22 protein-coding genes are annotated in these 26,663 nt (G+C 66.2%); 8 read left to right on the top strand and 14 right to left on the bottom strand.

Annotated elements, in window-relative coordinates; genetic code table 11:
• Positions 1-15: 15 nt before the first annotated feature.
• Together P0204_RS06780 and P0204_RS06775 are read right to left on the bottom strand one after the other, a co-directional pair.
• Entirely contained in the window at positions 16-1,905 is a 1,890-nt protein-coding gene (locus P0204_RS06780) for a DEAD/DEAH box helicase (RefSeq protein ID WP_276222787.1), read from the bottom strand.
• A 44-nt stretch (positions 1,906-1,949) separates the two neighbouring features.
• The gene (locus P0204_RS06775; RefSeq protein WP_276222786.1) at positions 1,950-3,005 is read right to left on the bottom strand and encodes a glycosyltransferase family 4 protein; all 1,056 of its coding nucleotides are present in this window, start codon (positions 3,003-3,005) and stop codon (positions 1,950-1,952) included.
• 81 nt (positions 3,006-3,086) lie between these two features.
• Between P0204_RS06775 and P0204_RS06770 the strand changes: the two genes are divergently transcribed.
• Together P0204_RS06770 and P0204_RS06765 are read left to right on the top strand one after the other, a co-directional pair.
• A complete protein-coding gene (locus P0204_RS06770) occupies positions 3,087-4,889 on the top strand; it encodes a S9 family peptidase (protein ID WP_276222785.1) in 1,803 nt (600 codons plus the stop codon).
• Between the two features lie 58 nt (positions 4,890-4,947).
• Entirely contained in the window at positions 4,948-5,427 is a 480-nt protein-coding gene (locus tag P0204_RS06765; RefSeq protein WP_276222783.1) for an NUDIX hydrolase, read from the top strand.
• On the opposite strand, the gene P0204_RS06760 is transcribed toward P0204_RS06765, so the two are convergent.
• The gene (locus P0204_RS06760) at positions 5,428-6,486 is read right to left on the bottom strand and encodes an NAD(P)-dependent glycerol-1-phosphate dehydrogenase (protein WP_276222782.1); all 1,059 of its coding nucleotides are present in this window, start codon (positions 6,484-6,486) and stop codon (positions 5,428-5,430) included.
• 161 nt (positions 6,487-6,647) lie between these two features.
• Between P0204_RS06760 and P0204_RS06755 the strand changes: the two genes are divergently transcribed.
• Together P0204_RS06755 and P0204_RS06750 are read left to right on the top strand one after the other, a co-directional pair.
• Complete coding sequence (locus tag P0204_RS06755; protein ID WP_276222779.1) at positions 6,648-9,176, top strand: beta-glucosidase family protein; 2,529 nt, start codon at positions 6,648-6,650, stop codon at positions 9,174-9,176.
• 71 nt (positions 9,177-9,247) lie between these two features.
• On the top strand, positions 9,248-10,342 hold the full coding sequence (locus P0204_RS06750) for a TrmB family transcriptional regulator (RefSeq protein ID WP_276222777.1): 1,095 nt from the start codon (positions 9,248-9,250) through the stop codon (positions 10,340-10,342).
• Between the two features lies 1 nt (position 10,343).
• On the opposite strand, the gene P0204_RS06745 is transcribed toward P0204_RS06750, so the two are convergent.
• The 5 genes from P0204_RS06745 to P0204_RS06725 form a co-directional block, all read right to left on the bottom strand.
• Complete coding sequence (locus P0204_RS06745) at positions 10,344-11,327, bottom strand: NAD-dependent epimerase/dehydratase family protein (RefSeq protein WP_276222775.1); 984 nt, start codon at positions 11,325-11,327, stop codon at positions 10,344-10,346.
• 96 nt (positions 11,328-11,423) lie between these two features.
• Positions 11,424-15,971, bottom strand: a complete 4,548-nt coding sequence (gene gltB / locus P0204_RS06740; RefSeq protein ID WP_276222773.1) for a glutamate synthase large subunit — start codon at positions 15,969-15,971, stop codon at positions 11,424-11,426.
• Positions 15,972-16,133: 162 nt separating this feature from the next.
• Complete coding sequence (locus P0204_RS06735; protein WP_276222771.1) at positions 16,134-16,550, bottom strand: CBS domain-containing protein; 417 nt, start codon at positions 16,548-16,550, stop codon at positions 16,134-16,136.
• Between the two features lie 247 nt (positions 16,551-16,797).
• Positions 16,798-17,460: a DUF2306 domain-containing protein gene (locus P0204_RS06730; protein WP_276222769.1), complete on the bottom strand. Its 663-nt coding sequence runs from the start codon at positions 17,458-17,460 to the stop codon at positions 16,798-16,800.
• Between the two features lie 117 nt (positions 17,461-17,577).
• Positions 17,578-18,165, bottom strand: a complete 588-nt coding sequence (locus P0204_RS06725) for a TetR/AcrR family transcriptional regulator (RefSeq protein ID WP_276222768.1) — start codon at positions 18,163-18,165, stop codon at positions 17,578-17,580.
• A 398-nt stretch (positions 18,166-18,563) separates the two neighbouring features.
• Between P0204_RS06725 and P0204_RS06720 the strand changes: the two genes are divergently transcribed.
• A complete protein-coding gene (locus tag P0204_RS06720; protein WP_276222767.1) occupies positions 18,564-19,367 on the top strand; it encodes a hypothetical protein in 804 nt (267 codons plus the stop codon).
• Positions 19,368-19,528: 161 nt separating this feature from the next.
• On the opposite strand, the gene proS is transcribed toward P0204_RS06720, so the two are convergent.
• From proS to P0204_RS06705, 3 genes are all read right to left on the bottom strand, one after another.
• On the bottom strand, positions 19,529-20,983 hold the full coding sequence (proS, locus tag P0204_RS06715) for a proline--tRNA ligase (protein ID WP_276222766.1): 1,455 nt from the start codon (positions 20,981-20,983) through the stop codon (positions 19,529-19,531).
• 115 nt (positions 20,984-21,098) lie between these two features.
• Positions 21,099-21,821, bottom strand: coding sequence for an ATP-grasp domain-containing protein (locus tag P0204_RS06710; RefSeq protein WP_276222765.1), 723 nt, complete (start codon positions 21,819-21,821; stop codon positions 21,099-21,101).
• Positions 21,822-21,860: 39 nt separating this feature from the next.
• Positions 21,861-22,343 (bottom strand): DUF7984 family protein, encoded by a 483-nt coding sequence (locus P0204_RS06705; protein ID WP_276222764.1) that lies wholly within the window; start codon positions 22,341-22,343, stop codon positions 21,861-21,863.
• A gap of 82 nt (positions 22,344-22,425) precedes the next feature.
• Between P0204_RS06705 and P0204_RS06700 the strand changes: the two genes are divergently transcribed.
• The gene (locus P0204_RS06700) at positions 22,426-22,848 is read left to right on the top strand and encodes a disulfide bond formation protein B (RefSeq protein WP_276222763.1); all 423 of its coding nucleotides are present in this window, start codon (positions 22,426-22,428) and stop codon (positions 22,846-22,848) included.
• A gap of 40 nt (positions 22,849-22,888) precedes the next feature.
• Complete coding sequence (locus P0204_RS06695; RefSeq protein WP_276222761.1) at positions 22,889-23,923, top strand: aldo/keto reductase; 1,035 nt, start codon at positions 22,889-22,891, stop codon at positions 23,921-23,923.
• A gap of 18 nt (positions 23,924-23,941) precedes the next feature.
• Here P0204_RS06695 and P0204_RS06690 read toward each other — a convergent pair whose 3' ends face one another.
• From P0204_RS06690 to P0204_RS06680, 3 genes are all read right to left on the bottom strand, one after another.
• Positions 23,942-24,745, bottom strand: coding sequence for an endonuclease III domain-containing protein (locus tag P0204_RS06690; RefSeq protein ID WP_276222760.1), 804 nt, complete (start codon positions 24,743-24,745; stop codon positions 23,942-23,944).
• Between the two features lie 68 nt (positions 24,746-24,813).
• A complete protein-coding gene (locus P0204_RS06685) occupies positions 24,814-25,227 on the bottom strand; it encodes a DUF371 domain-containing protein (protein ID WP_276222759.1) in 414 nt (137 codons plus the stop codon).
• 25 nt (positions 25,228-25,252) lie between these two features.
• A complete protein-coding gene (locus P0204_RS06680) occupies positions 25,253-25,426 on the bottom strand; it encodes a hypothetical protein (RefSeq protein ID WP_276222758.1) in 174 nt (57 codons plus the stop codon).
• A gap of 327 nt (positions 25,427-25,753) precedes the next feature.
• Here P0204_RS06680 and P0204_RS06675 point away from each other — a divergent pair, with 327 nt between their 5' ends.
• Complete coding sequence (locus P0204_RS06675) at positions 25,754-26,644, top strand: coiled-coil protein (RefSeq protein ID WP_276222757.1); 891 nt, start codon at positions 25,754-25,756, stop codon at positions 26,642-26,644.
• Positions 26,645-26,663: the final 19 nt, after the last annotated feature.

Raw genomic sequence — 26,663 nt, 5'->3', positions numbered from 1 at the left:
GGGCCGCGCCCCCGATCACTCCCCGTCGACGGGCGTCTCGACGACCTCGGATTCGGTCTCGTTGACCCTGATCCCCTTCGAGGCGAGATGTCGCATCTGTCGGCGGACGAAGTCCTCCTCGGTCGTCCCGCGGGTCGCCAGCACGACCATCCGGGCGTCGCCGGCCGGCCGCATCGTCCGCCCGGCCCGCTGTGCGCCCTGGCGGCGCGACCCCCCGAGCCCGGAGGCGACGATGGCGAGTTCGGCGTCCGGCAGGTCGATCCCCTCGTCGCCGACACGCGAGACCAACAGCGTGTCACGCTCGCTGCGGCGGAACTCGTCGAACAACTTCTCGCGGCGCGCGTGGGGCATCTCACCGCTGATAAAGGGAACGTCGATGGCCTCGCTGATCGCCTCGCCCTGGTCCAGGTACTCGACGAAGACCAGCGCCTTCGCGGCCGGGTGCTGTTCGAGCGTGTACTGGATCTCCTCGATTTTCCCAGTGTTCCCGGCGGCGGCCTGCCGACGCCCGTGGCCAGAGGTGGTGGCGTACTCGCTGCGCTCGGTGTCGCTGCCCCACGGGACCAGACGGATCTCGACTTCGGGTTCGGCGACGTAGCCCTCGTCGAACAGTTTCCCCCAGTCGGTGCCGATCGGCGGGCCGACGAGGGTGAAGATCTCCTCCTCGTCGTCGCTCTCGCGGGTCGGCGTCGCGGTCAGGCCGAGGCGGTGTTTCGTCTGGAGGTCCGCGCTGCGGCGGTGGATCGGGCTGGGGACGTGGTGGACCTCGTCGTAGACGATCAGTCCCCACTTGCGCTGGTCGAACAGCTTCCGGTGGCGGTCCATCCCGGCGGTCCGGTAGGTAGCGACGGTCACCGGCTTGATCTCCTTGGTACCGCCGTGGTACTCGCCGATGTCGTCGTCGGTCAACGTCGTGTGTCGGACCAGTTCGTCCCGCCACTGTGTCGCGAGTTCCCGCGACGGAACCAGGATCAGCGTCTCGCCGCCGATGGCCGCCATCGCACCCATCGCGGCGACGGTCTTACCCGAGCCCGGCGGCCCGACGAACACGCCCGATCCCTGGTCGGTAAAGCGCTCGACCCAGTCGGCCTGGTAGTCCCGGAGCCGCAGGCGAAGCTCCATCTCCAGGGCGTCGCCGGTCTCCAGTTCGCGGTCGTCCCTGACGGGATACCCGGCCTCGTAGAGGGTCCGTTTGACTGCGGCGGTCGCGTCGGCGTTGACCCACGACTCCGAATCCGAGATGGGTGCCCGGAGGTGGTCGTCGTCGAGTTTCTGCCGGGCGACGTTCCCCATCAGATCGTCGTTCTCGGCTTCCAGGACGACGTAGCCGTCCTCGTGGGTGTAGAGCCGGAACTTCCGGGCCCGTTCCCACTGGCTGGTCACCCACTCTTCGAGGTGGGGCGAGCGCTCGCCCAGTACGTCCCGCATCGTCGCGAGGAGGTCGTCCAGGGACTCGTGTGGGGCCGCCCAGATGTCCTCCTCGCGGAGTTCGTAGACGTACCCGCCCGAGCGGTTGGTGTCCTGCAGACGGGCGAACTGCGAGAGCTGTGCCCGCGTGAACTGGTGGGGGTGTTCGACGACGATCTCGCGCCGATCGGGGAACAGGACGACCCGCTCGCGGTCGGTCACCTCGGCGAGGTCGGCCGGATACCACACCGAATCGATGTCGGCCACGTCCTGGCGCTGGATGTCGCCCTCGGCCGCGAGGGTCTCCAGTGCCTCGCGAGCCTCGTCGGGCGTCAGGTCGGTCTTCCGGGAAAGCTCAGTCGCCGTCAGGTGTGGACGGCCGACTGCGTCGATGGCGTCGTAGACCGCGTCCAGTTCGATTTCTGGGTCGTCGTCCGACGCCGCGTCTCCCGCTGTCTCGTCGGCCGGGTCCGGTGCCTGCGTCTCGTCGGCGGTCATTGTCTCCGGTAGCGGCGGGAGGGGGAAACGGGTTTCGTTGCGCCTCACCAGAGACCGTGTTCGGCGACGAGTTCGTCGTAGATGGCCTCGTATCTGCCCCGGACGGCGTCGTGGTCGAACTCGGCGAAGGAGTCGTCGATGTCCCGGCGCTCGTGGTCGGCCGACTCGACGATGGTGTCGGCGATCTCCTGAGGGTTGGTCACCCGGAAGGCCCGCTCGCGCTGCTCGACCAGTTCGTGGGCGCTCGATTCGGCCTGGTACTCGACGATCCCGAGACAGCCACAGGCCATCGCCCACAGCAACTCGGTGGCGAACTGCTCGCGGACGGCGGTCTGGACGAACGTGTGTGCGCCCTTGTAGATCGAGACCCGGCGCTCGCGGTCACACTCGCCGACGAAGGTCACGCGGTCGTCGATCCGGAGGTCCGAAACCTCCTGCTCGTAGGTCGCCCGCTCGGGGCCGTCGCCGACGACGGTCGCCGACCAGTCCCGGTCGCGTAGCTCGGCGAGTCCCAGCAGGAGCGACTCGACGTTCGCGCTCTCGTCCAGCGGGTGGGCGTAGACCACGTCGATGTCCTCGGCCGGCTCCGTCTCCCGGACCGTCGACATGTCGATGCTCTCGGGGACGATCCCCGTCGCGCCGTCGTAGCCACGTTCCCGGAGGTGGGTCCGTTGCATCTGCGCCGGGACGGTGACCCGGTCGGCCCACCGCAGTGCCAGTCCTGTTGTCCGGGAGCGGGGTAGCGGCTCGTCGCCGAACCAGTCGACGGCGACGGGCGCTCTGGCGAGTGTCCCGCCGAACCCGGCCGCGAGCGCGATCCCCGGCGGGTGTGAGAGTGCGTGGATCACGTCCGGGTTGTGGCCCGCGAGCAGTGCCGGGAGCCTGAGACAGAACGAGGGCTCGGTCGGAGTGGCGGTGACCGCACGGTAGGCGACGTCTTCGGGCTCGAAGCGGCTGTTCTGTCCGTCCCACCACTGCGCACAGAAGACGGTGACCTCGTGGCCGGCGTCGGCCAGGTGGGTCGCGAGCCGTTCCAGCCGGCGTCGTCCCTCGGTGTCACGGTGGTGGGGCGTCTCCATGGCGACGACCGCGACACGCATACCCGTCGGCACACGGGGGGCGGTGAAAAAGCCACCCGTTCGCCACAAAGCGTTTTTGCCGTCGGACGCCTCGATTCCGCCGTGTACGAGTACGACCTCGAACGCTATCTGAATGTCCACAGCGCCTACGGCGCGTCGCTCGGCCCGGACGGACAGCTCTCGTTCCTGATGGACACGACGGGCGTCGCCCAGGTCTGGACCCTCGACGAGCCGTGTGGCTGGCCCGACCAGCGGACCTTCGCCGACGAGCCGGTGAGTTTCGTCGACTACTCGCCGACCAGGCCGGAACTGGTCTTCGGGATGGACCGGGGCGGCAACGAGCGACTGCAACTGTATCGACTCGACGAGGACGGCCGGGTGACGAACCTGACCGAGCGGCCGGACGCCAAACACCGCTGGGGGGGCTGGCACCCCGACGGCGACCGGTTCGCGTTCGCCTCGAACCGCCGCGACGAGGCGGTCTTCGACGTCTACGTCCAGGAGCGAGAAGGCGACGCCGAACTCGTCTACGAGGGCGACGGCTGGTTCTCGGTCGGCGGGTGGTCGCCCGACGGCGAGAAACTGGTCGTCAGCGAGGCCCACTCCAGTTTCGACCAGGACGTCTCCGTCCTCGACGTCGACAGCGGCGAGTTGGACCACCTCACCCCACACGAGGGCTCGGTCCGATATACGAGCGTCTCCTGGGGACCCGACGGTGAGGCGCTCTACCTCGTTACCGACGAGGGCAGCGATACGCTCTCGCTGGCGCGGCTCCGACTGGACGGCACGCTGGAGACGGTCCGGGACGGCGGCGAGTGGAACATCGACGGCGTGGCGCTGGACCGGGAGTCGGGCCGGCTCGTCTACTCGCGCAACGTCGATGGGTACACCGAACTCACCGTCGGCGAACTGACCGGCCCGACGGCTATCGAGGAGTTCCCGGCGCCGGACCTTCCGGGCGGGCTCGCCGGCGGCGTCTCCTGGGGGCCCGACGCCGAGCGGTTCGCCCTCGGCGTCACCGGCCGGCGACAGAACACGAACGTCTTCGTCGTCGAGACCGAGACGGGCGAGAGCGAGCGCTGGACACGGGCCTCGACGGCCGGCATTCCGCCCGAGACGTTTATCGAACCCGAGGTCGTCCGCTTCGAGTCGTTCGACGGCCGCGAGATTCCGGCGCTGTTCTCGCTGCCAGCGGACCCTCCAGCGGGCGAGACGCCGGTGATCGTCGACATCCACGGCGGTCCCGAGAGTCAGCGCCGCCCCTCGTTTTCGGGGCTGACCCAATATTTCCTCTCGCGGGGCTACGCCGTCTTCGAGCCAAACGTCCGCGGGTCGACGGGCTACGGCAAGGCTTACACCCACCTGGACGACGTCGAGAAGCGCCTGGACTCGGTGCGGGACCTCCGGGCGGGCGTCGAGTGGCTCCACGACCGGCCGGCGGTCGACCCCGACCGTATCGTCGCCATGGGTGGCTCCTACGGCGGGTTCATGGTCCTCTCGGCGCTGACGGAGTACCCCGACCTGTGGGCGGCCGGCGTCGACGTGGTCGGCATCGCCAACTTCGTCACCTTCCTGGAGAACACCGGCGACTGGCGGCGCTCGCTGCGAGAGGCCGAGTACGGCTCGCTTGCGGAGGACCGCGAGTTCCTCGAATCCATCTCGCCGATCAACAACGTCGACCGGATCGCGGCACCGCTGTTCGTCCTCCACGGAGCGAACGACCCCCGTGTCCCGGTCGGGGAGGCCGAACAGATCGCCGAGCACGCACGCGAGCAGGGCGTCCCGGTCGAGAAGCTCGTCTTCGACGACGAGGGTCACGGGATCAGCAAGCGCGAGAACCGTATCGAGGCCTACAGCCGCGTCGTCGACTTTCTCGACGAGCACGTCGACGCCGACGAGTCGTAGTTTCTGCCCGTGAAAACGACGTGCCGGATTTATGTCGGCGCGGTCGCACGTCGGGCACATGGAGGGGGTAGACCGGGCACGGGAGCAGGTCCAGGAGCGGCTGGACCGCCTCACAGCGGGGGAGCAGTCGCCGCGAATCAACCAGGAGACGGTGGTGACGACGGGCGATCGGTACCGGGCGGCGATCGACCGATCTCTGGAGGGTGTGTTCCAGGTCCGGGTCGCAATCACCAACAACGCGGGCGAGGTACTGGTGCGGCCGGGCGACGACGGGATGGGGCTCCCGTGCGGGGAGACCGACCCGGGCGAGCCGATCGATGCGGCGGCCCGACGGATCGCACGCGGGCAGGCCGGAATCGACTGTCGCCCGCGTGAGGCCGTCGAGGCGACGATCCGCGGGATCAGACACGAGGACGAACCCGGATCGGATGCCGTCTATCGGCTCTCTGTCGTCTACGCGGCCGACGCGGCCGATCCGGATGCTGCTCCGGAGAACCACCGGTGGGAGCCGACCCATACCGTCGACGCACCGCTGTGATCAGATGACGCCCGTGACCGTCGCGGCCTCGATCGCGGCTTCCTCGCTCATCCCGTTGCCCAGGATCGTGTAGCGGTCGCGGATCTCGTGGGCGGTCGTCAACGCGTCGACGACCGTCCCGTCGTCGATCCCCAGTTCCTCGGCGGTCGTCGGGGCACCGATCTGTGCCAGCGCGTCGCGGATATTGCGCCACATCCCCTTCTCGCCGTCCTGGAGGTACGCCGTGATGATCGAGCCGACGCCGACCTGGTGGCCGTGCAGTGCGGCGTCCGGGACGAGCCGGTCCAGTTGGTGCGAGAAGAGGTGTTCGGCCCCGGACGCGGGCCGGGAGGAGCCGGCGATCGACATCGCGACCCCCGAAGAGACCAGTGCCTTCACAACGATCCAGGCCGACTCCTCCAGACCGCGTTTGACCGAGCCCGCGCTCTCGACGAGCATCTCAGCGGTCATGCGAGCCAGCGCGCCAGCGTACTCCGAGTACTCGACGTTCTGTAACCGCTGGGCCAGTTCCCAGTCCCGGACGGCCGTGTAGTTCGAGATGATGTCTGCACAGCCGGCTGTCGTCAACCGCCAGGGGGCTTCGGCCAGCACCGTCGTGTCGGCGACGACCGCCAGCGGGGGCTCGGCGGCGACGCTGTGGCGCGTGTCGCCTTCCGGAACCGATCCCCGGCCCGAGACGATCCCGTCGTGACTGGCCGCGGTCGGCACCGAGACGAAGCCCAGGCCGAGGTCGTCTGCGGCCATCTTCGTGATGTCGATGGCCTTCCCGCCACCGACGCCCAGCAGGAAGCCGGCTTCGACGGACTCCGCGTAGTCGATGACCGTCTCGACGGCGCCGAAACTCGCCTCGTCGATGACGATCTCGGCCGGATCGTACCCCTGGTCGGCGAACTGCTCGACGACGCGCTCGCCGGCCACGTCGTGGGGTGTCGGGCTGGAGACGACCAGCGGTCGGCCCGCGAGGTGGAGTTCCTCGACTGCGTCGATCGTCTCCCCCAGGACGCCGTGGCCGACCACGACGTTGCGCGGGAGCCGAATCCAGGTGCGCTTGTCGAACATACCTGCCTCTCGTCCCCGCGGTGGGAAAACGGTTTGTCCTCCTGTCGATCCCATCTCGCGGATAATTCGATTCAGACGAGTCGGAAACAAACGTTTGGAACGTCTCCTCACGAAGATTTTCCCAAAACGATAATTATAATCACTGATTGGGGTGGAACGCGATGGCACATCACAACGACACGACCGAGGGGACGCTCGGGGAGACGTCCCGTCGGACGTTCATGAAGGCGACCGGTGCGGCGACGGGGGTAGTCGTCGCCGGCACCGGGACTGCGGCGGCACAGACTGACGTGGACGCGATCATCGACGAGTTGACGCTCGAACAGAAGGCGGCCCAGATGACACAGGTCGCGATCAGTTCCTTCGAACCCGAGCCAAGCGAGTCGAACGTTCCCGACAATTTCGGGGTCGACACCGTCGGCGAGTACTTCAGCGACCTCGGCGTCGGCTCGATCCTCTCGGGCGGGGCCGAACCCCCCTCCTTCCAGGCGTCGGACGTCGTCGAGGGGGTCAACGACCTCCAGGAGTACAATCTGAACAACTCCGACCACGGGATCCCGTTCCTCTACGGCGTCGACGCGACCCACGGAAACGTCCTACTGGAGGGCGCGACGGCGTTCCCACAGCGGATGAACATGGGCGCGACCCGAGACCCCGACCTGATCGCCGAGGCCGAACGCCACACCAGCGACGCGACGGCCTCGATGGGGGCACACTGGACGTTCGCGCCGACGACGGACCTCCAGCGGGACCCACGCTGGGGCCGGTTCTTCGAGGGGATCAGCGAGGACCCGAAACTCACTGGCGACATCTCGCGGGTTCGGGCGGACGCACTGGAGGACGACGACCGGCTGACCGCCTGTGTCAAACACTTCGCCGCGTACTCGACGCCCAACAACGGCAACGACCGGGCGCCGGTCGACACGTCGCTGCGTGATCTCCGGACGAACGTCATGCCGCCCTACCGCGACGCACTCGAATCCGAACCCGGGACGGTGATGGTAAACAGCGGAGCGGTCAACGGCAAGCCCGCCCACGCCTCCCACTGGCTGCTGACGCGGATGCTCCGGGACCACTACGGCTTCGAGGGCGTGGTCGTCTCCGATTGGGACGACCTCAACCGGATGATAACCAACCACGACTACGCGCCGGACTTCCGGACCGCGACAAAGGAGGCGATCAACGCCGGCGTCGACATGTACATGATCGGTAACGGGGGTTCGGCACCCGGCCCGGTCCAGTACGTCGACACCGTCGTGAGCCTCGTCGAGGACGGCGAGATTCAGATGGACCGCATCGACGAAGCGGTCCGTCGCATCCTGGAACTGAAGGTGGACCTCGGGCTGTTCGACCAGCCGACAGTCGACGAGTCACGCATCGGCCAACGGCTCGGCGGCGCGGCCGACACTGCCGAACAACTGGCCAGGGAGTCCCTCGTCCTGCTGAAAAACGACGACGGGGCGCTCCCCATATCGAGCCAGGACGACGTGTTACTGACCGGACCGGGCGTCGACAGCAACGGCAACAACACCCGGGCACTGATGCAACACGGTGGCTGGACGCTCGGCTGGCAGGGCGCCAGTGCCGGCGGCCCGTACCCGAGACAGAACCTACTGACCGACGCGCTCCGGGACCGGGTCGCGAACCTCACCCACGTCCCGACCGCCTACGACAACACCGGCTGGTGGGCCGGCCAGGGTGACGGACCCGACCAGCAGACCGACGAAAACGGGAACTTCGACTTCACGGAGAGCCAGCGCCAGCGGGTCGAGGACGCGGCACCGGACGCCGACGCTGTCGTCGTCGTCCTCGGTGAGGGGACCCACAACGAGGGCTTCGGTGACCGCGACGAACTCGTCCTCGACGAGGCACAGCAGGACCTCCTCGATACCGTCGTTTCGGCCGTCGACGACTCGACCCAGGTCGTCGGCGTCTTCCTTGCCGGCAGCCCGCGTGGCTCCCCGGAGACGTTCTCGAAACTCGACGCGGCGCTGTTTGCCGGCCAGCCCGGGAGCGACGGCGGCCCGGCGATCGCAGATACCCTCGTGGGCGAGTACAACCCGTCCGGAAAGCTCGCGTTCAGTTGGCCCGAAAACGTCGGAACGGCACCGGTCCAGTACAACCGCTACGACCCGACCTCGACCGGTGCGACCGACAACACCCCGATGTTCGAGTTCGGTCACGGGCTCTCCTACACCGACTTCACCTACGAGTCGGTCTCGGTGACACCGCCGACCGTGGGCAACCCGGCCAACAGATCGGAAGTCACAGTCACGGTCGAGGTTCGGAACTCGGGCGAGATGGCCGGCGAGCACGTCGTCGAACTGTACAACACCCAGTCGTACGGGTCGGTCCTCCAGCCGATCCGCCGACTACTGGGGTACGAACGGGTGTCGCTCGACGCCGGCGAACGGACGACCGTCGAGGTCACTGCCGACCTGCGTGCGCTGGAAGTGGTCCCCGGTGACGTGCTGGCGCTCGGTCCGAAGGTCGTCGAAGCCGGCGAGTACGAACTCACGGTCGGACAGGGCGGACCGACGACGACCCTTACCGTACAGAACACGGCGAGCATCACCGATCCCGATCCGGTACCCGGCAGTGCGGACGCACAATCCTCGACCGCTCGGAGCCAGGACCCGACGATGGAAGACGTCGTCGACCTGCTGAAAGAGGCACGCCGCTCGTCCTGATCGGCGCCCTTCCCACCCACACTTATATTTCCGCTCGGTGAACGTGTCGCTATTCCGGTGCGAGAGTGACGATGAGCGACCACGAGCGTATGGATACAGCGACCCTCCGGGAGACACTCCAGCATTACGGCCTCTCCGAGACGGAGGCGGAGACGTACCTCGCGGTCGTCGAGCGCGGGTCCGCGACGGCGAGTACCATCGCTGACGCGGCCGGCGTCTCGACGAGTTACGTCTACGATATCTGCGACCGGTTGGCGACCGAGGGGTTCGTCAGCGTCGAGGACCACCGGACGCCGACGCGCATCCGGGCGGTCGACCCCGCAGAGGCGTTCGGTGCACTCCGGAGTGAACTCGATACGGTCGAGTCGGCAGTGACCGCGCGGTACGAGCAACGGGCCGACGACGACAACTCCTTCGAGGTCGTCAAGTCCCGCTCGACGATCGTCAAACGGCTCGAACAGTACATCGACGCCGCCGAACACGAGGTCGTCTTGCAGATCCCGTCCCGGCGTCTGCCGGAGGTCAGAGAGAGCCTCCGACGGGCCCGCGAACGCGGTGTGTTGGTCCTGTTGACCCTCTCGCCGAACGATCGATCGTCGGGGGACGAACCCGATGACTCGCCGTCGTCGCTCGATCTCGACGGTGTCGCGACCGTCGTCCGGATCGGTCTCGGCGGTGCGCCTTCACTGCTGTCGATCGACCAGCAACGGGGGTTCGTCTCGCCGGCGACGATGCTCAGTTGGGACCACGACGAGACGCGGGCGATCACCTTCTCCCAGGAGGCGATCGCGGCGGTGTTGGTCGGGTCGTATCTGGGGAACTACTGGCCGATCGGCGAGACAGTCGCGGTCACGCGGCCGCCGGAGCTACCGCTGACCTCGCGGATGTTCAGGCACAGCGTCCTCGCGGCGACGCTGCATCGGCGTGCCGGCCAGCGACTGACCGCGGAGTTGTACGCCCGTCCGACCGGGACCGACGACCCCTTCGAGACCATCGTGGGCGAGGTCGTCGACGTGCGACAGAACCTGCTCGATCCGCCCGACAGCGACTTCGGCTTCGAGAACTCGCTGGTCGTCGACACCGGCGATCGGCGCGTCTCCGTCGGCGGGATCGACGCCTTCCTAGAGGAGTACGAGACCAAACAGACGACGCTCCGGCCGGCGTAGCTCACTCGTCCAACCGCTCGATGAGGGACCGTTCGACGGTCCGGTCCGGCCCGTGGTCCCGCCCCGTCCGGCCGCTCGCTCGGTGTTCGGCGACGGTCCGGTCGAGCGCGGTCGCGTGGTCCGTCGCGGACCATCCCAGCCCCCGGAGCTTCGCGGTCGACAGGAGATGCGGCGGCCGCCGGTAGATCGGGAAGTCGGTCGGCTCGATCCCTTCGGTCGCGAGTTCGCGAGCGCTTGCCCCGACCGTCTCCACGTCGGTCGCACAGGTCTCGACCAGCAGGTCGATCCACTCGGCGAGCGTCGGGGCGTGTTCGTCGCCGACGTTGTAGGCCTCGCCTGCGGTCCCCTCCTCGGCGACGGTTCGCAGGGCACTGGCGACATCTTCGACGTAGACCATCTGCCAGAGGCTCAGCCCGTCCTGGGGGACGACGATCCGATCGTAACTGTCGACGCGGTCGATCCAGTACGCGAACCGCTCGGTGTAGTCGTGTGGGCCGTAGACCACGGTCGGTCGGACGCTCATCGCACGGACGCCCGCCTCGGCCGCCGCGAACACCACACGGTCGCCTTCGGCCTTTCGTGGGCCGTATGTCTCGGTGCTGTCGGTCATCGCCTGTTCGGGCGAGCAATCCGTAAGCGGCGTCTCCCCCTCCCGTTTCGGCGTCCGATCGACGCCGTAGGCCGCGCCGCTTGAGACGTAGACGTACGTGCTGTCGGCGAACACGTCCGTCGCTGTCCGGACGTCCGCCGGGAAGTACGCGACACAGTCGACGACGACATCGGGGTCGACGGTCTCGTGGGCGCGTTCGAGCGCGTCGCGCTCGCGCCGATCGCCGGTCACCTGCGAGACGCTGTCGTCGTCGGCGAAGGGGTCGTCGTGGCGGCCCCGGTTGAACGTCGTGACGTCGTAGCCGGCGTCCCGGAACTCCTCGACGGTGTATCGCCCGATGAACCGTGTCCCCCCGATAATCAGCGCGGTCTCCATATCTCGGCTATCGGACGGGCGGAAGAAAACGAATGGGGTCAGTCTCGGACCGATCGGCGGCGATCACCGTCCGACTGTTCGACGAACGCCAGTCGCTCAGTCGTCGGTCGAGGCCGCGAAGTCGGTCTCCGAGGCGTCGGCGGCCGCGGTGGCCGAGGCCGGCGGCTCGTTGCGCACGTCGTCGCGCTCGCGGTCGGAGATCACCTCGGCGTAGGCGTCGGGCATCACCTTGGTGAAGTTCTCGACGACAGTATCCCAGTCATCGAGCAGTTCCGCCGCCCGCTCGGAGTCGGTGTATGCGGCGTGGTTCTCGACCAGTCGGGTGATCATCTGGCGATCTTTCCCCTCCAACTCGTCCATGATGGTTACCATGCCGGTGTTCGCCTGTTCGGCGAAGGTACCGTCGGGGTCGTAGACGTAGGCGACGCCGCCGGACATCCCGGCCGCGAAGTTCTTCCCCGTATCGCCCAGGACGACGATAGCGCCGCCGGTCATGTACTCACAGCCGTGGTCGCCGACGCCCTCGACGACGCCTTTGACCCCGGAGTTGCGGACGGCGAAGCGTTCGCCGGCCCGCCCGTTGACGTAGATCTCGCCCCGGGTCGCGCCGTAGAGGGCGACGTTGCCGATGACGATGTTCTCGTCGGCCGCGTAGGTGGCTTCCTCGGGCGTGTTGACGACGAGTTTCCCGCCTGAGAGGCCCTTGCCGACGTAGTCGTTCGCGGTCCCGGTCAGTTCCATGGTGACGCCCTTCGCGAGGAACGCACCGAAGGACTGGCCGGCGGTCCCGTCCATGTCGACCCGGACGGTGTCGTCCGGTAGGCCCTGTTTGCCGTACTCCCGGGAGATGCGGTTCGAGAGGGTCGCGCCGACGGCGCGGTCGACGTTGTCGATCCCGGTGTCGATGGCGACCGGTTCGCCGTTCTCGATTGCCGGTTCGGCGGCTTCGATCAGGTCCCAGTCCAGTTGCTCGTCGACGTCGTGGGTCTGCTCCTGTTGCTTGTAGCGACCGTCGTCGCCGGCGGGTTCGGCGATCACCGACGAGAGGTCCAGCTTCCGTGCTTTGGGCTGTTCGACGTCGTCGCGCATCTGGAGGACGCTCGCGCGCCCGATCATCTCGTCGATCGACTCGAAGCCCAGTTCGGCCATCAGTTCCCGGAGTTCCTGGGCGACGAAGGTCATGTAGTTGATGACGTGCTGTGGCTCGCCGGGGAACCGGTCGCGGAGTTTCTCGTTCTGGGTGGCGACGCCGACCGGACAGGTGTTCTCGTGGCACTGGCGGGCCATCACACAGCCCGATGTGACCATCGAGGCGGTCCCGAAGGTGTAGCCCTCGGCGCCGAGCAGGGCGGCGACGGCGACGTCGCGGCCGGTCTTCATCCCGCCGTCGGTAGTGATCTTGATCCGGGAGCGCAGCCCGGTCGCCCGGAGCATCTGGTTGGCCTCCGCGACACCCAGTTCCCAGGGGAGCCCGGCGTTCTTGATGGAGGTCTTCGGCGAGGCGCCGGTCCCGCCGTCGTGGCCCGAGATGTGGACCACGTCGGCGTTGGCCTTCGCGACGCCGGCCGCGATGGTACCGATGCCGTCTTCGGCGACCAGTTTGACGTTGATGTCGGCCTCCGGGTTGCTCGCTTTCAGGTCGTGGATGAGCTGTTTGAGGTCCTCGATGGAGTAGATGTCGTGCAGCGGCGGCGGCGAGATGAGCCCGACACCCGGCGTCGCGTACCGGACGTGGGCGATCATCTCGTTGACCTTCATCCCGGGGAGATGGCCCCCTTCGCCGGGCTTCGAGCCCTGTGCCATCTTGATCTGGAGTTCATCGGCCGAGGCGAGGTAATCGGAGGTCACGCCGAAGCGCCCGGAGGCGACCTGCTTGGTCGTACACTCCTTCTCGGTGCCGAACCGCTCGGGTGGTTCGCCGCCCTCGCCGGTGTTGGCGTTGGCCCCGAGGCGGTTCATCGCGATGGCGTTGTTCTCGTGCATCTCCGGAGAGAGCGAGCCAAGCGACATCGCCGCCGTCTCGAAGCGCGTGACGATGTCTTCGACGGGCTCGACGGCCTCGATCGGGACGGACTCACGATCCGAATCCAGTTCCAGCAGCCCGCGCAGCGTCTGGAGCTGCTCGTTTTGCTCGTTGATGAGCCCGGCGAACTCCTTGTAGATATCGTAGTCGCCGGTGCGGACGGCTTGCTGGATCTTCCCGACTGTATCGGGATTCCACTGGTGGTGGATGCCGTTGGAACGGAACTCGTACTCGCCCTGTCGGGGCATATCGGGTTCGTCCTCGCTCCAGGCCACGTCGTGACGCTGGAGGAGATCCTCCTCGATGTCCCCGACGCCGATCCCCTCCGTCCGGCAGGTCGTCCCCTCGAAGTACTCCGCGATGAAATCCGAGGAGAGCCCGACGGCCTCGAAGATCTGAGCGCCCTGGTAGGACTCCACCGTCGAGATGCCCATCTTAGCCATCGTCTTCAGGAGGCCGTCCTCGACGGCACCGACGTACGCGTCGATCGCATCCGCTAAGTCCGCGCCGTCCGGGCCGGCGACCAGGTCTTCGATGGTCTGGTAGGCCAGGTAGGGGTTGACCGCGCCCGCGCCGTAGCCGATCAGCGTCGCGAAGTGGTGGACCGCACGCGGATCGCCGGACTCGACGACGAGGCCGACGTGGTTTCGCAGCCCGTTGCGGACGAGGTGGTGGTGGATGCCACCGACCGCCAGCAGCGACGGGATCGGGACCCGGTCGTCGCCGGCCGCTCGGTCCGAGAGGACGAGGATGTCGTGGTCCTCGGCCGCCGAGTCGGCAGCCGCCCGGAGTTCCTCGACAGCGGTCTCTAAGTCAGTCCCGGGCTCGTAGGTCATGTCCAGGACCTTCGTCGACATCCCGTTCTCGTCGATCTCCTTGATCGCCTGCGTCTCCTCGTCGGTGAGGATCGGCGAGTCGACGACGAGCTGGCGGGCGTGTTCCTTGCTCTCGTCGAGCAGGTTGCGTTGGAAGCCCAGCCGCGACTCCATGGAGGTGACCAGTTCCTCCCGGATGTAGTCAAGCGGCGGGTTGGTCACCTGTGCGAACAGCTGTTTGAAGTAGGTAAACAGCGGGCGGTTGAACTGCGAGAGTACCGACAACGGCGTGTCGTCGCCCATCGAGCCGACGGGGTCTTTCCCCTTCTCGGCCATCGGTTCGATGAGGTGGTCGACCTCGTCGTAGGTGTACCCGTACATCGCCTGGTGGCTCCGCAGGCCGCCGACCGCATCCTGTGGCGTGTTGTCGTCGCGGTCGGCGATCTCCTCGATGTCGACCTGCTCCTGGTCGACCCACTCGCCGTACTTCTCGTCGGTGATCTCGTCGAACACTTCGGCGTCCGGGATGACGCGCCCCTGCTCGGGGTCTGCGAGGAAACACTGGCCGGGCTGGAGACGGCCGCGTTCGCTGATATCGCCCGTGTCGTGGTCCAGCGCGCCGGCTTCCGAGGACATCACGAGCGTGTTGTCTTTCAACACGTCGTACCGGCAGGGACGGAGTCCGTTGCGGTCGAGTACGGCACCGATACGGTCGCCGTCGGTCGCGGCGACGAGTGCGGGGCCGTCCCAGGGCTCGACCAGCGACGCGTGGTAGTCATAGAAGTCACGCCGGTCGCCGGAGACGTTGTTCATCTCGCCGCGCCAGGCCTCGGGAATGAGCATCCGGAGCGCGTGGGGGAGATCACGGCCCCCCTGCAGGAGCAGTTCGAGCGCGTTGTCGACGCTCGCCGTGTCGGACTGCTCGGGGTCGTCGATGATCGGCTTGATCGTCTCTAGATCGCCCTCGAAGGTGTCGCTCGCGATGTCGGTCTCGCGGGCGCGCATCCAGTTGATGTTGCCCTGGATGGTGTTGAACTCGCCGTTGTGGATGATCCGGCGGTAGGGGTGTGCGAGGTGCCACGCGCCCAGCGTGTTCGTCGAGAACCGGGCGTGGACCATCGCGAACGTCGATTCGAGCCGTTCGTCGGTGAGGTCCGGATAGTAGTCCGGGAGCTGTTCGGCGGTCAGCAGGCCCTTGTAGACGACGACGTCCGTCGCCAGCGAGACGACGTAGAACCGTTCGTGGCCCGCTGGCTCCTCGGATTCGACGGTGGTTTCCAGCGCGCGTCGGCCGACGTACAGTTGGTTGTCGAACTCGGAGCCGGTGGCCCCCGTCTCGGAGGTGACGAAACACTGGACGATCTCGGGTTCGGAGTCCAGTGCCGTCTGGCCCAGGCCGTCGTTGTCGGTCGGGACGGACCGCCACTCGACGACCGACAGCCCTTCGGCGGCCAGTTCCGACTCGACGAGCCCTTTCAGATCGGCCGCTTCGTCCTCGTCTTTCGGCAGAAACAGCGTCCCGACGGCGTACTCGCCGGGTGCGGGGAGATCGGCGTCGACCTCGTCGGCGAAAAAGTCGTGTGGCGTCTGCAACATGATTCCGGCCCCGTCTCCGGTGTTCGTCTCGGCCCCTGTCGTCCCTCGATGTTCGAGGTTCTCCAGAAGATCTAGTCCGTCCGATACTACCCAGTGGTCACTGCCGCCGTCGAGGTCCATCACTACCCCAACGCCGCAGTTCGACCGCGCGTCTGTGGGGTCTGCGAGCCCGGCCTCACTCGCAGACTCACCCGTAGGTCGCTCAACCATATGTGCATAGGTCTCTGGAAAACGAGCACAAGAGGGTGTCCCTCAAGGTATAAGTGTTCTTAAATCCCACATTAGGACATTTATATTATACACGAAAAATAAGGATGGTCACTCCGTCACGACCGATCGGCGCGTGGACCGGGACAGCGGACCGAGTTCGTCTCAGTTCGCGACACGGGCGGGGGAGGGCTCTTCGATGCCGGAGAGGTAGGCAGTGAGATCGGTCGTTGTGATGATTCCGACGACGCCCTCGGTGTCGTCGACGACCGGAACGTGGTGGATCCCCTCCTCGATCATCAGGTCGGCGACCCGTTCGATGGATTCGTTTACCGACGTCGTGACGACATCGGTCGTCATGTGGTCGGCGACCGTGACCGCACTGGGCCGCCCGCCTTGCGCAGCGATGCGGACGAAGTCCGTCGAGGTGAGGATCCCTTCGATCCGGTTCTCGTCGTCGACGACGACGACGGAACTGATCCCTTCGTCTAACAACTGTTCGGCAACCGATTCCGCGGACGCATCGGCAGCGACGGTCGTTACAGGTGAGGACATCAGTCGGCCGACAAAGATATCGTCCATGCCTGGCGATACCATGGGGCCGGGTTTAAAATTGTCGTCCATTACAGTTCCGAGACGTCGTTCGGTGAGGGTGGCGTTGCTCGACCGGCCCTGTCAAATGTTGATATATTGATTTCTTCGCGGAAATCTGTCCGCCGTCTTCCGTTTGTATGACCCTGGTCTGACGGCACTTTATGTGGTACCAGCGGGGATTACTCCCTGGGGGCATGGAGAAGGTCACACGCTCCCTACCCCACATTCTTCCGGGCTACTGGGACGCTGCTGGCCCGAACCGTCGTCTGTACCTCCGGCCCAGATATACCAGTAGTGGCGTCCCGAGGACGGTCGGCCAGAGCCAGCGGACGACGGCCGGGAGAACGAGGACGTTCACGGCCGAGAACGCGGAGACAGCGGCGATGTAGCCGGCACCCATCCGGATGACGTTTTGGCCGACCCACTCGCCGGGTTCGGGGGACGTTCTGAACGACCGCACGTCACCGACGGCAAAGGTCGCTCCCAGTCCACCGAAGACCAGAATCACGGTCGCGAACCCGTTTCCGTCGAGATACCACAGGGTCCCGACGATCAGGAGCCCGACGCTCGCGGCACCGAACAGCCCCAGTGCGACCCAGTCCGTCCGCTCGGGCGCGTCCGTCGGCCGCTTGCGCGAGAGGACCCGATAGCCCGAGAACGCGAAGTAGAAGCTGAAAACCGCGACCAACGAGAGGAACAGTCGGAACGACGTCGGGTCGAGGGCGTACAGCGCCAGCGACGTTCCGGAGACGACTGCCATGGCGTAGACGTAGGCCATCCCGGACTGCCGGTGCCGACGGCCACCCTTGGCAGTGACGAACGCGCCGAGCCCGCCGCCCAGCGCGACGAACCCGGCGACGACGTGGGTACCGAGCGTCAGGGCTTCTACCAGTGTCATTGGATAGTCGTTCCGAGCATCGGTTCGCCGGTTGTGTGAGCAGGGTAATAACTCTGTTGAGCGAACACTCACTCGTCTCCCGAATCACGGAGTTGTCCTGCTCTCCGCCGTCTCGGCTCACGTGTCCGCCACGAGACCGTCGACGTAGGCTTCCCATCCCGCCCGGAGGTCCGCGCCGACGTCCATCCCCAGTGCGACGTGGAACCCCGTCGATCCGTCGGCCGCGGCCAGGAGGAACGCCGCGGTCGCTTCGGGGTCGACCGGCCGGAACGTTCCCTGTTCGATACCGTCGGCGACGATCTCCGTCAGCGTCTCCAGCGTCGCCGACTCCAGTGTCTGCAGTGGCCCCCGTAGCGTCTCGTTGTGGGGCGCGTGCGAGAGCAGTTCCATCACCGCGACGTGGACGCCTGCGCCTTCCTCGCCCGGTAAGCGAAAGAGGGACTCACAGGCCGCTCGAAGTCGGGTCTCCGGGTCGTCGGTGTCGATGTCGGCCAGTTCCTCGCCCAACTGGCCCGCGGCGAACTCCAGAAACGCCGCGATCATCCCGTCTTTCGAGTCGAAGTGATAGTACAGTCCGGCCTCGCTCTTTGGATACTCCGCGGCGATCTTCGCGGTCGTCAGTCGTGCATAGCCGTGTTCGGCGAGCGCGGCCCGTACCGCCTGCGCGATTTCGGCCTCGGCATCGGCCGGTACTGAGTCGGTCATACGACTAGGTGAGTGTTCACTCCATACCACCTTTTTCATCGTCAGGTGTCCTCGCGACGTGCTGTGGCGCTGTCAGGACCGTGGCGGCATCCGTCGTGAGTTCCGTCAATCGGCTCGCTTTTCCCGCCGTATTCCGACGAGATCGGCACTGAACACTGGGAAAGAATCAGCGATTGATCTCAGCATTCGACCGTTGCGGGCGGCTCCAGGCCGGTAGACGGCCGCTCAATTCGTGACTGTCCCTCGTTCGAGACACCCAAAGGGCTGTTTGAGTCTGCCCAAAGACTCTCTTTCGTCCCCGCACACCGCCCGATATGGTTCGACGGAACGTCCTCGCGGTTGGCGGTTTGGTAGTCCTCCTCTTGTTAGCGGGGTGTTCGGCCGCAGGCTCATTCGATATGGAAGCGGCGACCGACGGCGGGATCGCCCAGGAAGCGAGTCGCACAGTGCCCGAGACGGCTGACGAACCAGTGGAACACGGTGCGGTGGTTCGAGCTGCGATCGAAAACGGCTCAGCGACAGCCCGGAGCCGGGAGCCGCTGGTTGCCCCGGGGTTACCATTCAGGAGCGAGGGGCGATACTACAACGTCTCGTCGTCAGTTGTCGACCGACAGCCGGGGACGTTCCACAGACTCGGCATCGACTACAACGGGACTGCCCAGGACAGCGCGACTGTCGGTTACGAGAATCTCTCGGCCCGCGACCGAACGGTACTCAGCCAGGTGTTGCCTCCGGTGACCGTCGCGAAAAAGCCGGGTCCCGACTACTATTTCGATGGAACGTACACTGCGACCGAACGTAATCAATCCACCCTGCTGGCTGCCGATACCGAGGCGGTTCGGTATGAGGGTGAAACGTATCCCATCGTCGTCACGGAGACTGATTCGGTCACCCTCCCGACCCGTGAGTACACTGCAACTGTCGTCGCCAATACCACCGGGGCGTACGCCCAGCAGCTCCGGTCCGAATACGTCTTCACGCTCTCAGGGCTCTCAGACGCCGAGCGCTCGGTCGTCACGGAAGCTATCAACGACACCTACTACGCGAACACCGATCGGGACGAGGCGTTTACAGCGGTGTTGGAGCGGTTCCGACAACGAGACGCGATTACGCAAAACGAGTACCGGGGAGTATGGTTGGTTCGCTACGACGGTGAGGTCTACGTTGCCGAGCTTTCGTACGAGGGATTCGATATGGAATAGGCCGGGAAGCTGGCGGTAGATGACGAGCGCCGCTCTGTTACGACACCCGCTGTCTCTCGCGGACCGACTCTCTCAGTTCTCGCACGGTTCCGGCCGTGTCTCCCCGCGTTTCCGCGGGAGCGAGGGAAGCGATCGGGACCCTCTGTCTCGAAGCAGTGAGGTCAGTAAGACTTCGCGAAGTACGCCGTCTCTTCGCTCGGTTCACCACAGATCGCACACTCGTCGTGGATCGGTTCCTCGTCCCGGTCGAGGGGGACCATCACGATCTCGGCGGCGATGGCGTCCTTGATCGGCTCCTCACAGGCCTCGTCACCACACCAGCCGGCCTTGACGTAGCCGCCGTGCTGGCCGATGGTCCCGAGGATCTCCTCGCGGGATTCGGCCTCGCGGATCTCGCCGTCGAGCGTCTCCTCGGCGCTCGCGTACAGTTTCGCGTGGACCGTATCCAGATGGTCCTGGGTGGTCTCGGCGATCCCCTCGCGGTCGACGGTCTCCTGGTCGCCGTCGGGGCGGTGGACCAGCGTCGCCTCCTCGTCGTCGACCTCGTGGGGGCCGACCTCGATCCGGAGGGGGACGCCGTTGAGTTCGTGTTCGTTGTACTTGAAGCCGGGATTGCGGTGTTCGCGGTCGTCGAGGTCGACGCGGACGCCGCCCGCCTCCAGTTCGGCGGCCAGGTCGGCGGCGTACTCGATCACGTCGTCTTTGGTGTCCTCCTGCCAGATGGGGACGACGACGACCTGCGTGGGGGCGACGGCGGGCGGGAGCACGAGCCCCTGGTCGTCGGAGTGAGTCATGATGAGCGCGCCCATCGCGCGCCAGGAGATGCCCCACGAGGTCGTGTGTGCGACGTTGTCCTCCTCGTCCTCGTCGGCGTAGGTGATGTCGAACGCCTCCGCGAAGGAGGTCCCCAGGTAGTGTGAGGTCGCGGCCTGGACCGACTTGCCGTCGGGCATCAGCGTCTCGATGGTCGTGGTCGTGTGGGCACCGGGGAACTTGTCGTGTTCGGGCTTGCGACCTTTCAGCGGCGGCATCGCCATCACATCCTCGTAGAGGCGCGCGTACTGGTCCAGTCGGGTCATCGTCTCATCCCACGCGCCGTCCGCCTCGGCGTGGGCGGTGTGGCCCTCCTGCCAGAGGAACTCCTTCGTGCGGAAGAACGGTTTCGTCTCGGTGGCCTCCCACCGGACGACCGAACACCACTGGTTGAGTCGCATCGGGAGGTCTCGGTGCGAGCGGGTCCACTGAGCCATGAAGGGCGCGATGATGGACTCGCTGGTCGGGCGCACGGCCAGTCGCTCTTCGAGTTCGTCGTGGCCGCCGTGGGTCACCCAGGCCACTTCGGGGTCGAACCCCTCGACGACGTCTTTCTCCTTCTCTAGGTAGCTCTCGGGGATGAAAAGCGGGAAGTAGGCGTTGTCGACGCCGGTGTCCTTGAACCAGCCGTCGAGGTGGTCCTGGATGTGCTCCCAGATCGCGTACCCGCGGGGCCGTGTGACGATGAACCCGCCCATCGGTGCGTAGTCCGCCAGGCCGGCCTTCTGTACAACTTCGGCGTACCACTCGCCGGTCGCGTGCTCCTTGGACTCGGTGATCCCGAGTTCCTGCTCGCCGCTCATACTCCTACTCTGACACGGGGGGGATAAACCCACTACGCTTCCCGCCGGCCACACTGAAAGACCCTGCTCGCAAGCGCCCGTGACAACCACGACCGTCGGGAACCCGCCGGGCTACTCAGGCCCCGATCGTCGTCAGCGAGGCGACCGAGTCCGCGATCCGACGTTCCATCCCGGTCCCGGTGAAGCTCGGTGCGGGATCGACGTCGACGGCGTAGAAGCCGTCCTCGCCGCGGACGAAATCGACGCCCAGTGCACGGGCCTCGAACCGGTCGAGCAGTTCACGGACCTGTGCCGCGAGCGTGATGTCGACGTCGCCCTCGCTGACGAGGTCCGTCTGTCCGGTCAGCTTCGACCGGGTGGTCAGCACGCGGACGTGGGTCTCGCGGCCGTCGTCGACGGCGTAGTACTTGTAGTCAATCGGGTCCGTCCGGACACGCTCCTGATAGAAGTCCCCCGGACCACCGAGTGTCGGCTGCCCGGTCCAGCTGTATCGTTCCCGCGCAACGGAGTCGCCAGCCGGCTTCTCGAAGGTGATCGCGGGAATCCGACAGCCAACCGCCTCCAAGGCGTTGAACGCGACGAGCCGACAGGAGAGTGCGGTCGTCGGGACGAAGCCGTTCCACGTCGGCACCCCGACCCGGTCGGCGTAGTGGAGCGCGGCGAACGACTCGGGTCTGACCGTCTCGTTGACCAGCGCAGCCAGATCGCCGATCTCGGCGTGAGTGACCCGCTCCCCCGGATCGAAGAACACCACGTCGAACCCCCGCGCTGCGAGGCGCTCTGCGACCGGCCAGAAAACCGGGTGGGTACGCTCGCAGATGAACCCGATCGTATCCATATCGGGCGGTCGAAGGGGGGCGACAAAAAAGTTGGACGGTCACTCGACGGTGAACGGGCTCGCCCCTTCGCGCCAGGGCCACCCGGGGAGCCTGGTCTGTGTGCCAGCCGCCAGGGCCGCATCGAGGTCGTCGACGCCGGCCCCGTCGGTCTCGTCCCCGTGGACGTGGACGTCCGCGACGTGGAACGTCGCTTCGGCCAGCAGTCTGAGCGGTTGCCCGCCGGCGATCATCGCGGCCAGTTCCCGGCCCAGCAGTTCGTCGACCACGAACCCCGGATAGTCGCCGTCGACGTCGAGCCTCCGGAGCAGTCGGACCAGCGTCGCGACGTTGACCGCGCGGTCGCCGTCGGAAAACACCGCCCCGATACAGTCGTCGTAGGCCTCGACCGAGACCGGTGACACGTCGACTTCGAACTGATCGCCCAGCCGGGAGCGGGTCTCGTTGACCAGCGGGACTACCACCGGCGCGCGCTCGCGGACCCACTCGGACTCCTCCTGGACGACTTCCTGTGTGATGTGCATACCCCGATATCGGTGTCAGGTCCCTTCGCTGTGGCGCCGCGGGACCGGGAACGCTTTTGTCTCGTCCGACGACAGCACCGGTATGTCCCGCGCCAGATCCGTCCGCTCCCCGCGGCCGCTGTTGGGTGCCGCGACGGTGGTCGCCGCCGTCGCCACGGCCGGCAGCCTCTTTCTCTCGCTCGGACTCGGACTGACACCCTGTCGGCTCTGCTGGTACCAGCGCATCCTCATGTATCCGCTGGTCGTCGTGGTCGGTGTCGCAGCCATCGAGGAGCGATCCGGTGTCGCTCGGACCGTCCTCCCGCTGTCGGTGTTCGGCCTGGCTCTGGCCGCCTATCACTCCTGGCTCCAGGTGACACAGACGACGTGTTCGGTCGGTGTCGTCAGCTGTGCGACCGTCCAGTATCGGCTGTTCGGGCTACTGACGATCCCCAACCTCTCGCTGCTGGCGTTCCTGTTGGTGACCGGGATCGTCGCCGTCGCCTCGTGGCGGACCCGCCGGTGAGGGCACAACGGTTTTGCGTCGACCGGGCGTCGGCCCGAATATGGAGTACACACGACTCGGTTCGACGGGAACGACAGTCTCGGAACTCTGTTTCGGTACCTGGCGGTTCGGACGCGAGACCGGCGGTGTCGTCGAGACGGACCGCGAGCAGGCCCACGAACTGCTGGACGCAGCCTGGGAGCGGGGGATCAACTTCATCGACACGGCGAACGTCTACGGCACACCCAACGGCCGTAGCGAGGAGTACATCGGGGAGTGGCTCGAAGAGTACGACCGGTCGGACTTCGTCATCGCCTCGAAGGTGTACTTCCCGTTCGACGGCTGGGGCGAGCCCGGACCGAACGACTCCGGACTGGGCCGGAAACACATCCGCGAACAGGTCGAAGGAACCCTCGACCGCCTCGGCACTGACTATCTGGACCTCTACTACATCCACCGCTGGGACGAGAACAGCGACATCGAGGAGACGTTGCGGACGCTCAACGACCTCGTCCGCGAGGGGACGGTCAACTACCTGGGTGCGTCGACGATGGCCGCCTGGCAACTGACGAAGGCCCTCTGGAAGTCCGAGGTCGAGGGCCTCGAACGGTTCGAGGTCACACAGCCGCTGTTCCACGCCGGCTACCGGGACGACGTGAAAGAGTACCTCGACGTGTGTGCCGACCAGGAGATCGCAGTCTGTCCGTACTCGCCGCTCGCTGGTGGCTTCCTCACCGGGAAGTACGAACGCGCCGACCCCGACGACCCGACGAAGTTCGAGGGACCCGAAGGTGCGCGCGGTGACATCTACGACTCCTTCGAGGACTACTACCTCTCCGAGCGTGGCTGGCACGTCCTGGAGGAACTCCGCGCGGTCGCGGACGAACTCGACGCCACGCCGGCACAGGTCGCACTCCGGTGGCTCATCGAACAGCCCGATTTCACCTGCGTCCCCATCGTCGGCGCGCGCACGGTCGACCAACTCGACGAGAACGTCGGCGCGGTCGACGTCTCGCTCTCGGACGACCAGTTCAACCGGATCGTCTCGGCCCGCTACGCCGGCGACGGTCGCCGCTGGGGTCACCGAACGTCGTAACCGGCGCTGTACCGCCGCTCAGTCGCTCGCCTCGGCCGGGTCGACGACCTCGCCGCTGGCCGGATAGACGCCGATCTGATCGCAGTGGTCGGCCAGCGGACACGCGTCCGGATCGTCCAGACAGGCGGGCTTCCGTGCGCTGCAGTACTCTCTGCCGAACTGGATCATCGCGGTGTGGCCGAAGCCACATTTCTCGGCCGGAACGGCCGCTTCGAGGTGCTCGCGGACTTCCTCGTGGTCGGCGTCGGCCGGTGCCAGTCCCATCCGGCGGGCGATCCGGTGGACGTGGGTGTCGACGGGGAAGACGCCGCCGCGGCCGCCGGCGAACAGCAACACGCAGTCGGCCGTCTTCGGGCCGACACCGTTGAACGCGAGCAGTCGATCCCTGACCTCGCTTGGCTCGCCGTCCTTCACGAACGTGTCGAACCCCGTCTCGCCGCCGTACTCCTCGCGAACCCCTTCGGCGATGGCGATGATCCGTTCCGACTTCTGGTTGTACAGCCCGGCCGCCGAGATCGTCTCGGCCAGCTCCTGCTGGTCGGCCTCGGCCAGCGCCGCCACGAGGTCGCCGCCGCCGTACCGGTCGACGAGCGCGTCGTGGGCCGGCTGGCTCGCCTTGTCGCTGGTGTTCTGACTGAGGATCGTCCGGACGAGACACTCGAAGCCGTCCCGACCGCCGTAGCTCTTCTGCCAGTACAGCCCGCCGAGCGCGTCGACGACCGCCTCGGCACGGGTACCGGCGGTGCCGGGGTCGAAGGCGTGTTCCTCGCCGCCGCCCGTTTCCCCGCCGCTGATGTTGCGCTCCGGTTCGGGATCTCCCATATCGGACGCTTGGACCCGACGATCAAAAACACCGGCTTCGGCGATCCCCGCCGCACCGTCCGTTCCGCTCAGTCGACACGCAACGTCAGCGTGAGGTCGGCACCGGCCGAGAGCGCGTCCACGAGGTCCCGGTCGACGTCGCCGGCCGCGGCGTCCGCGCCGACCATCACGGTCCGGTCGTCGACGTAGTCGCTGGTTCGGAGGACGTGGCTCCGGTCGCTCTCGAAGGTGAGATCGGGGTGGCCCGTGCCCGTAATGGTGGTCTCGTGGCCGTCGACCTCGATCGTCGCGGTGATCGTCGCGTCCCCGTCCTGGCAGGCGTCGACGAACTCGTCGTCGAACGCCTCGGGGACGCGGTCGGCCTCGACGCCCAGGATACAGTCCCCGGCGGGTGTGAGAAAGTCGTCGCTCGTCACTTCGAGGGTACTGGCGTGCTCGCCGCTGACGTTGTCGTGCCCGTGGGCGTGGACGACTTCTTCCATACGCTCGCTGGAGCGGCGACGCACTTCAGCGCGCGGACTCGGAGCTGAGAACGGTCACTGTCACCGCTCCACACGAGCACTCGTAGGCAGCCCGGCGGCCGTGCTCGGTCTCGAAGACGAGTGCCGGTTCGTCTAACCGCCGGCTACACGTCTCGTCCTCACAAGTCGGCGTTCGGAGGTCGTCGAGTTCGTCCAGCATATCCCGAAGTAGGATGGCCACCGATGTTAATGCGAGCCATCCCCGGAGTGAAAGTGAAAGTGGATCTACTGAGCTTTATATATTGTTCCGTACCTGTGTCAATCGTTCACTCGGCCGTTCTCGGGTGTGTGAGGCGAAACCACGGTATCGGTTCCACCGGAATATTTAAACAACTCCCCCTGGTATGTTCAGTTACCAGAACGCTTCCGCGTTCAGGCAGTATCGCTTTCCGCCCAACATGAGAGGGAACCCTTGTTATTGGCGTCAGCCCCTCACTAGCGGATCGACTGGCTATCCGGAAGCGGTGATGGCATAGAGGTTTCAACAATGGCAGACTCGATAGACGAATCGAAAAACGTCACAGTAACTGAAGAGGATCTCGAAAACAAATCGAAAGGCGAGCTCATCAAACTCGCCGGCCAGCTCCGCGACCGACGCAACGAGCTGAACCAGATGGCCTCCGAGCGGGCCTCCAGCCGCGACGACCTGAACGCGAAGACGCGCGAGAAGGTCGACGAGGCTCAGGAGCACCGCGAGAACCGCGACGAGCTCAACGAGCAGGTCCAAGAGCACAAGGACAAGCGCAACGAGCTCAACGCGAAGGCCAACGAGCTGTTCGACAAGGTCGACAGCCTCAAGAACGATCTGGAACTCGACGAGGGCAAGTCGGTCGACGAGCTCAAAGACGAGATCGAAGATCTCGAATTCAAGCAACAGACCGAGGTGCTCTCCTCCGAGGACGAGAAAGAGCTGATCGAGAAGATCGAGGAGAAACGCGAGAAGCTCCAGGAGAAGACGGAGAAACTCGATCAGACCGACGATCTCGAAGAGCTCAAGGAAGAGGCCGAAGAGGTCCGCTCGGAGGCGTCGAAGCACCACCAGAAGGTCACGGAACTGGCCGACGAGGCCCAGAAACACCACAACGAGATGATCGAGGCCTACCGCGAGGCCGACGAGATCCGTGACGAGGCCGACGAGAAACACGAGGAGTTCGTCGAGGCCCAGGAAGCGGCCGACCAACACCACGAGGACTTCGTCCGCGTCCAGAAGCGCCTGCGCGAACTGGACAAGAAAGAGGAAAAGCAGGAACGCTCCGCCCGCGAAGAAAAGCAGGAGGCCGCCAAGGAGGAGGCCGAGGAGATCTACCAGAAGTTCAAGGAAGGCGAGACCCTCGACACCGAGGACCTGATGAAGCTGCAGAAGGCCGGCAAGCTGTAATCTGCGACTGATTCTCTCT

This window comes from Haloarcula halophila (assembly GCF_029278565.1).
In the GTDB taxonomy this organism is placed as follows: Archaea; Halobacteriota; Halobacteria; order Halobacteriales; family Haloarculaceae; genus Haloarcula; species Haloarcula halophila.
The sequence above is the reverse complement of the archived record's forward strand: the minus strand, read 5'-3'. Positions and strand labels throughout refer to the sequence as shown.

Coding starts and splice junctions, on each gene's coding strand:
- P0204_RS06780 (WP_276222787.1), bottom strand. CDS start 1,905: ATGACCGCCGACGAGACGCAGGCACCGGACCCGGCCGACGAGACAGCG.
- P0204_RS06775 (WP_276222786.1), bottom strand. CDS start 3,005: ATGCGTGTCGCGGTCGTCGCCATGGAGACGCCCCACCACCGTGACACC.
- P0204_RS06765 (WP_276222783.1), top strand. CDS start 4,948: ATGGAGGGGGTAGACCGGGCACGGGAGCAGGTCCAGGAGCGGCTGGAC.
- P0204_RS06760 (WP_276222782.1), bottom strand. CDS start 6,486: ATGTTCGACAAGCGCACCTGGATTCGGCTCCCGCGCAACGTCGTGGTC.
- P0204_RS06755 (WP_276222779.1), top strand. CDS start 6,648: ATGGCACATCACAACGACACGACCGAGGGGACGCTCGGGGAGACGTCC.
- P0204_RS06750 (WP_276222777.1), top strand. CDS start 9,248: ATGAGCGACCACGAGCGTATGGATACAGCGACCCTCCGGGAGACACTC.
- P0204_RS06745 (WP_276222775.1), bottom strand. CDS start 11,327: ATGGAGACCGCGCTGATTATCGGGGGGACACGGTTCATCGGGCGATAC.
- gltB (WP_276222773.1), bottom strand. CDS start 15,971: ATGGTTGAGCGACCTACGGGTGAGTCTGCGAGTGAGGCCGGGCTCGCA.
- P0204_RS06735 (WP_276222771.1), bottom strand. CDS start 16,550: ATGGACGATATCTTTGTCGGCCGACTGATGTCCTCACCTGTAACGACC.
- P0204_RS06730 (WP_276222769.1), bottom strand. CDS start 17,460: ATGACACTGGTAGAAGCCCTGACGCTCGGTACCCACGTCGTCGCCGGG.
- P0204_RS06725 (WP_276222768.1), bottom strand. CDS start 18,165: ATGACCGACTCAGTACCGGCCGATGCCGAGGCCGAAATCGCGCAGGCG.
- P0204_RS06720 (WP_276222767.1), top strand. CDS start 18,564: ATGGAAGCGGCGACCGACGGCGGGATCGCCCAGGAAGCGAGTCGCACA.
- proS (WP_276222766.1), bottom strand. CDS start 20,983: ATGAGCGGCGAGCAGGAACTCGGGATCACCGAGTCCAAGGAGCACGCG.
- P0204_RS06710 (WP_276222765.1), bottom strand. CDS start 21,821: ATGGATACGATCGGGTTCATCTGCGAGCGTACCCACCCGGTTTTCTGG.
- P0204_RS06705 (WP_276222764.1), bottom strand. CDS start 22,343: ATGCACATCACACAGGAAGTCGTCCAGGAGGAGTCCGAGTGGGTCCGC.
- P0204_RS06700 (WP_276222763.1), top strand. CDS start 22,426: ATGTCCCGCGCCAGATCCGTCCGCTCCCCGCGGCCGCTGTTGGGTGCC.
- P0204_RS06695 (WP_276222761.1), top strand. CDS start 22,889: ATGGAGTACACACGACTCGGTTCGACGGGAACGACAGTCTCGGAACTC.
- P0204_RS06690 (WP_276222760.1), bottom strand. CDS start 24,745: ATGGGAGATCCCGAACCGGAGCGCAACATCAGCGGCGGGGAAACGGGC.
- P0204_RS06685 (WP_276222759.1), bottom strand. CDS start 25,227: ATGGAAGAAGTCGTCCACGCCCACGGGCACGACAACGTCAGCGGCGAG.
- P0204_RS06680 (WP_276222758.1), bottom strand. CDS start 25,426: ATGCTGGACGAACTCGACGACCTCCGAACGCCGACTTGTGAGGACGAG.
- P0204_RS06675 (WP_276222757.1), top strand. CDS start 25,754: ATGGCAGACTCGATAGACGAATCGAAAAACGTCACAGTAACTGAAGAG.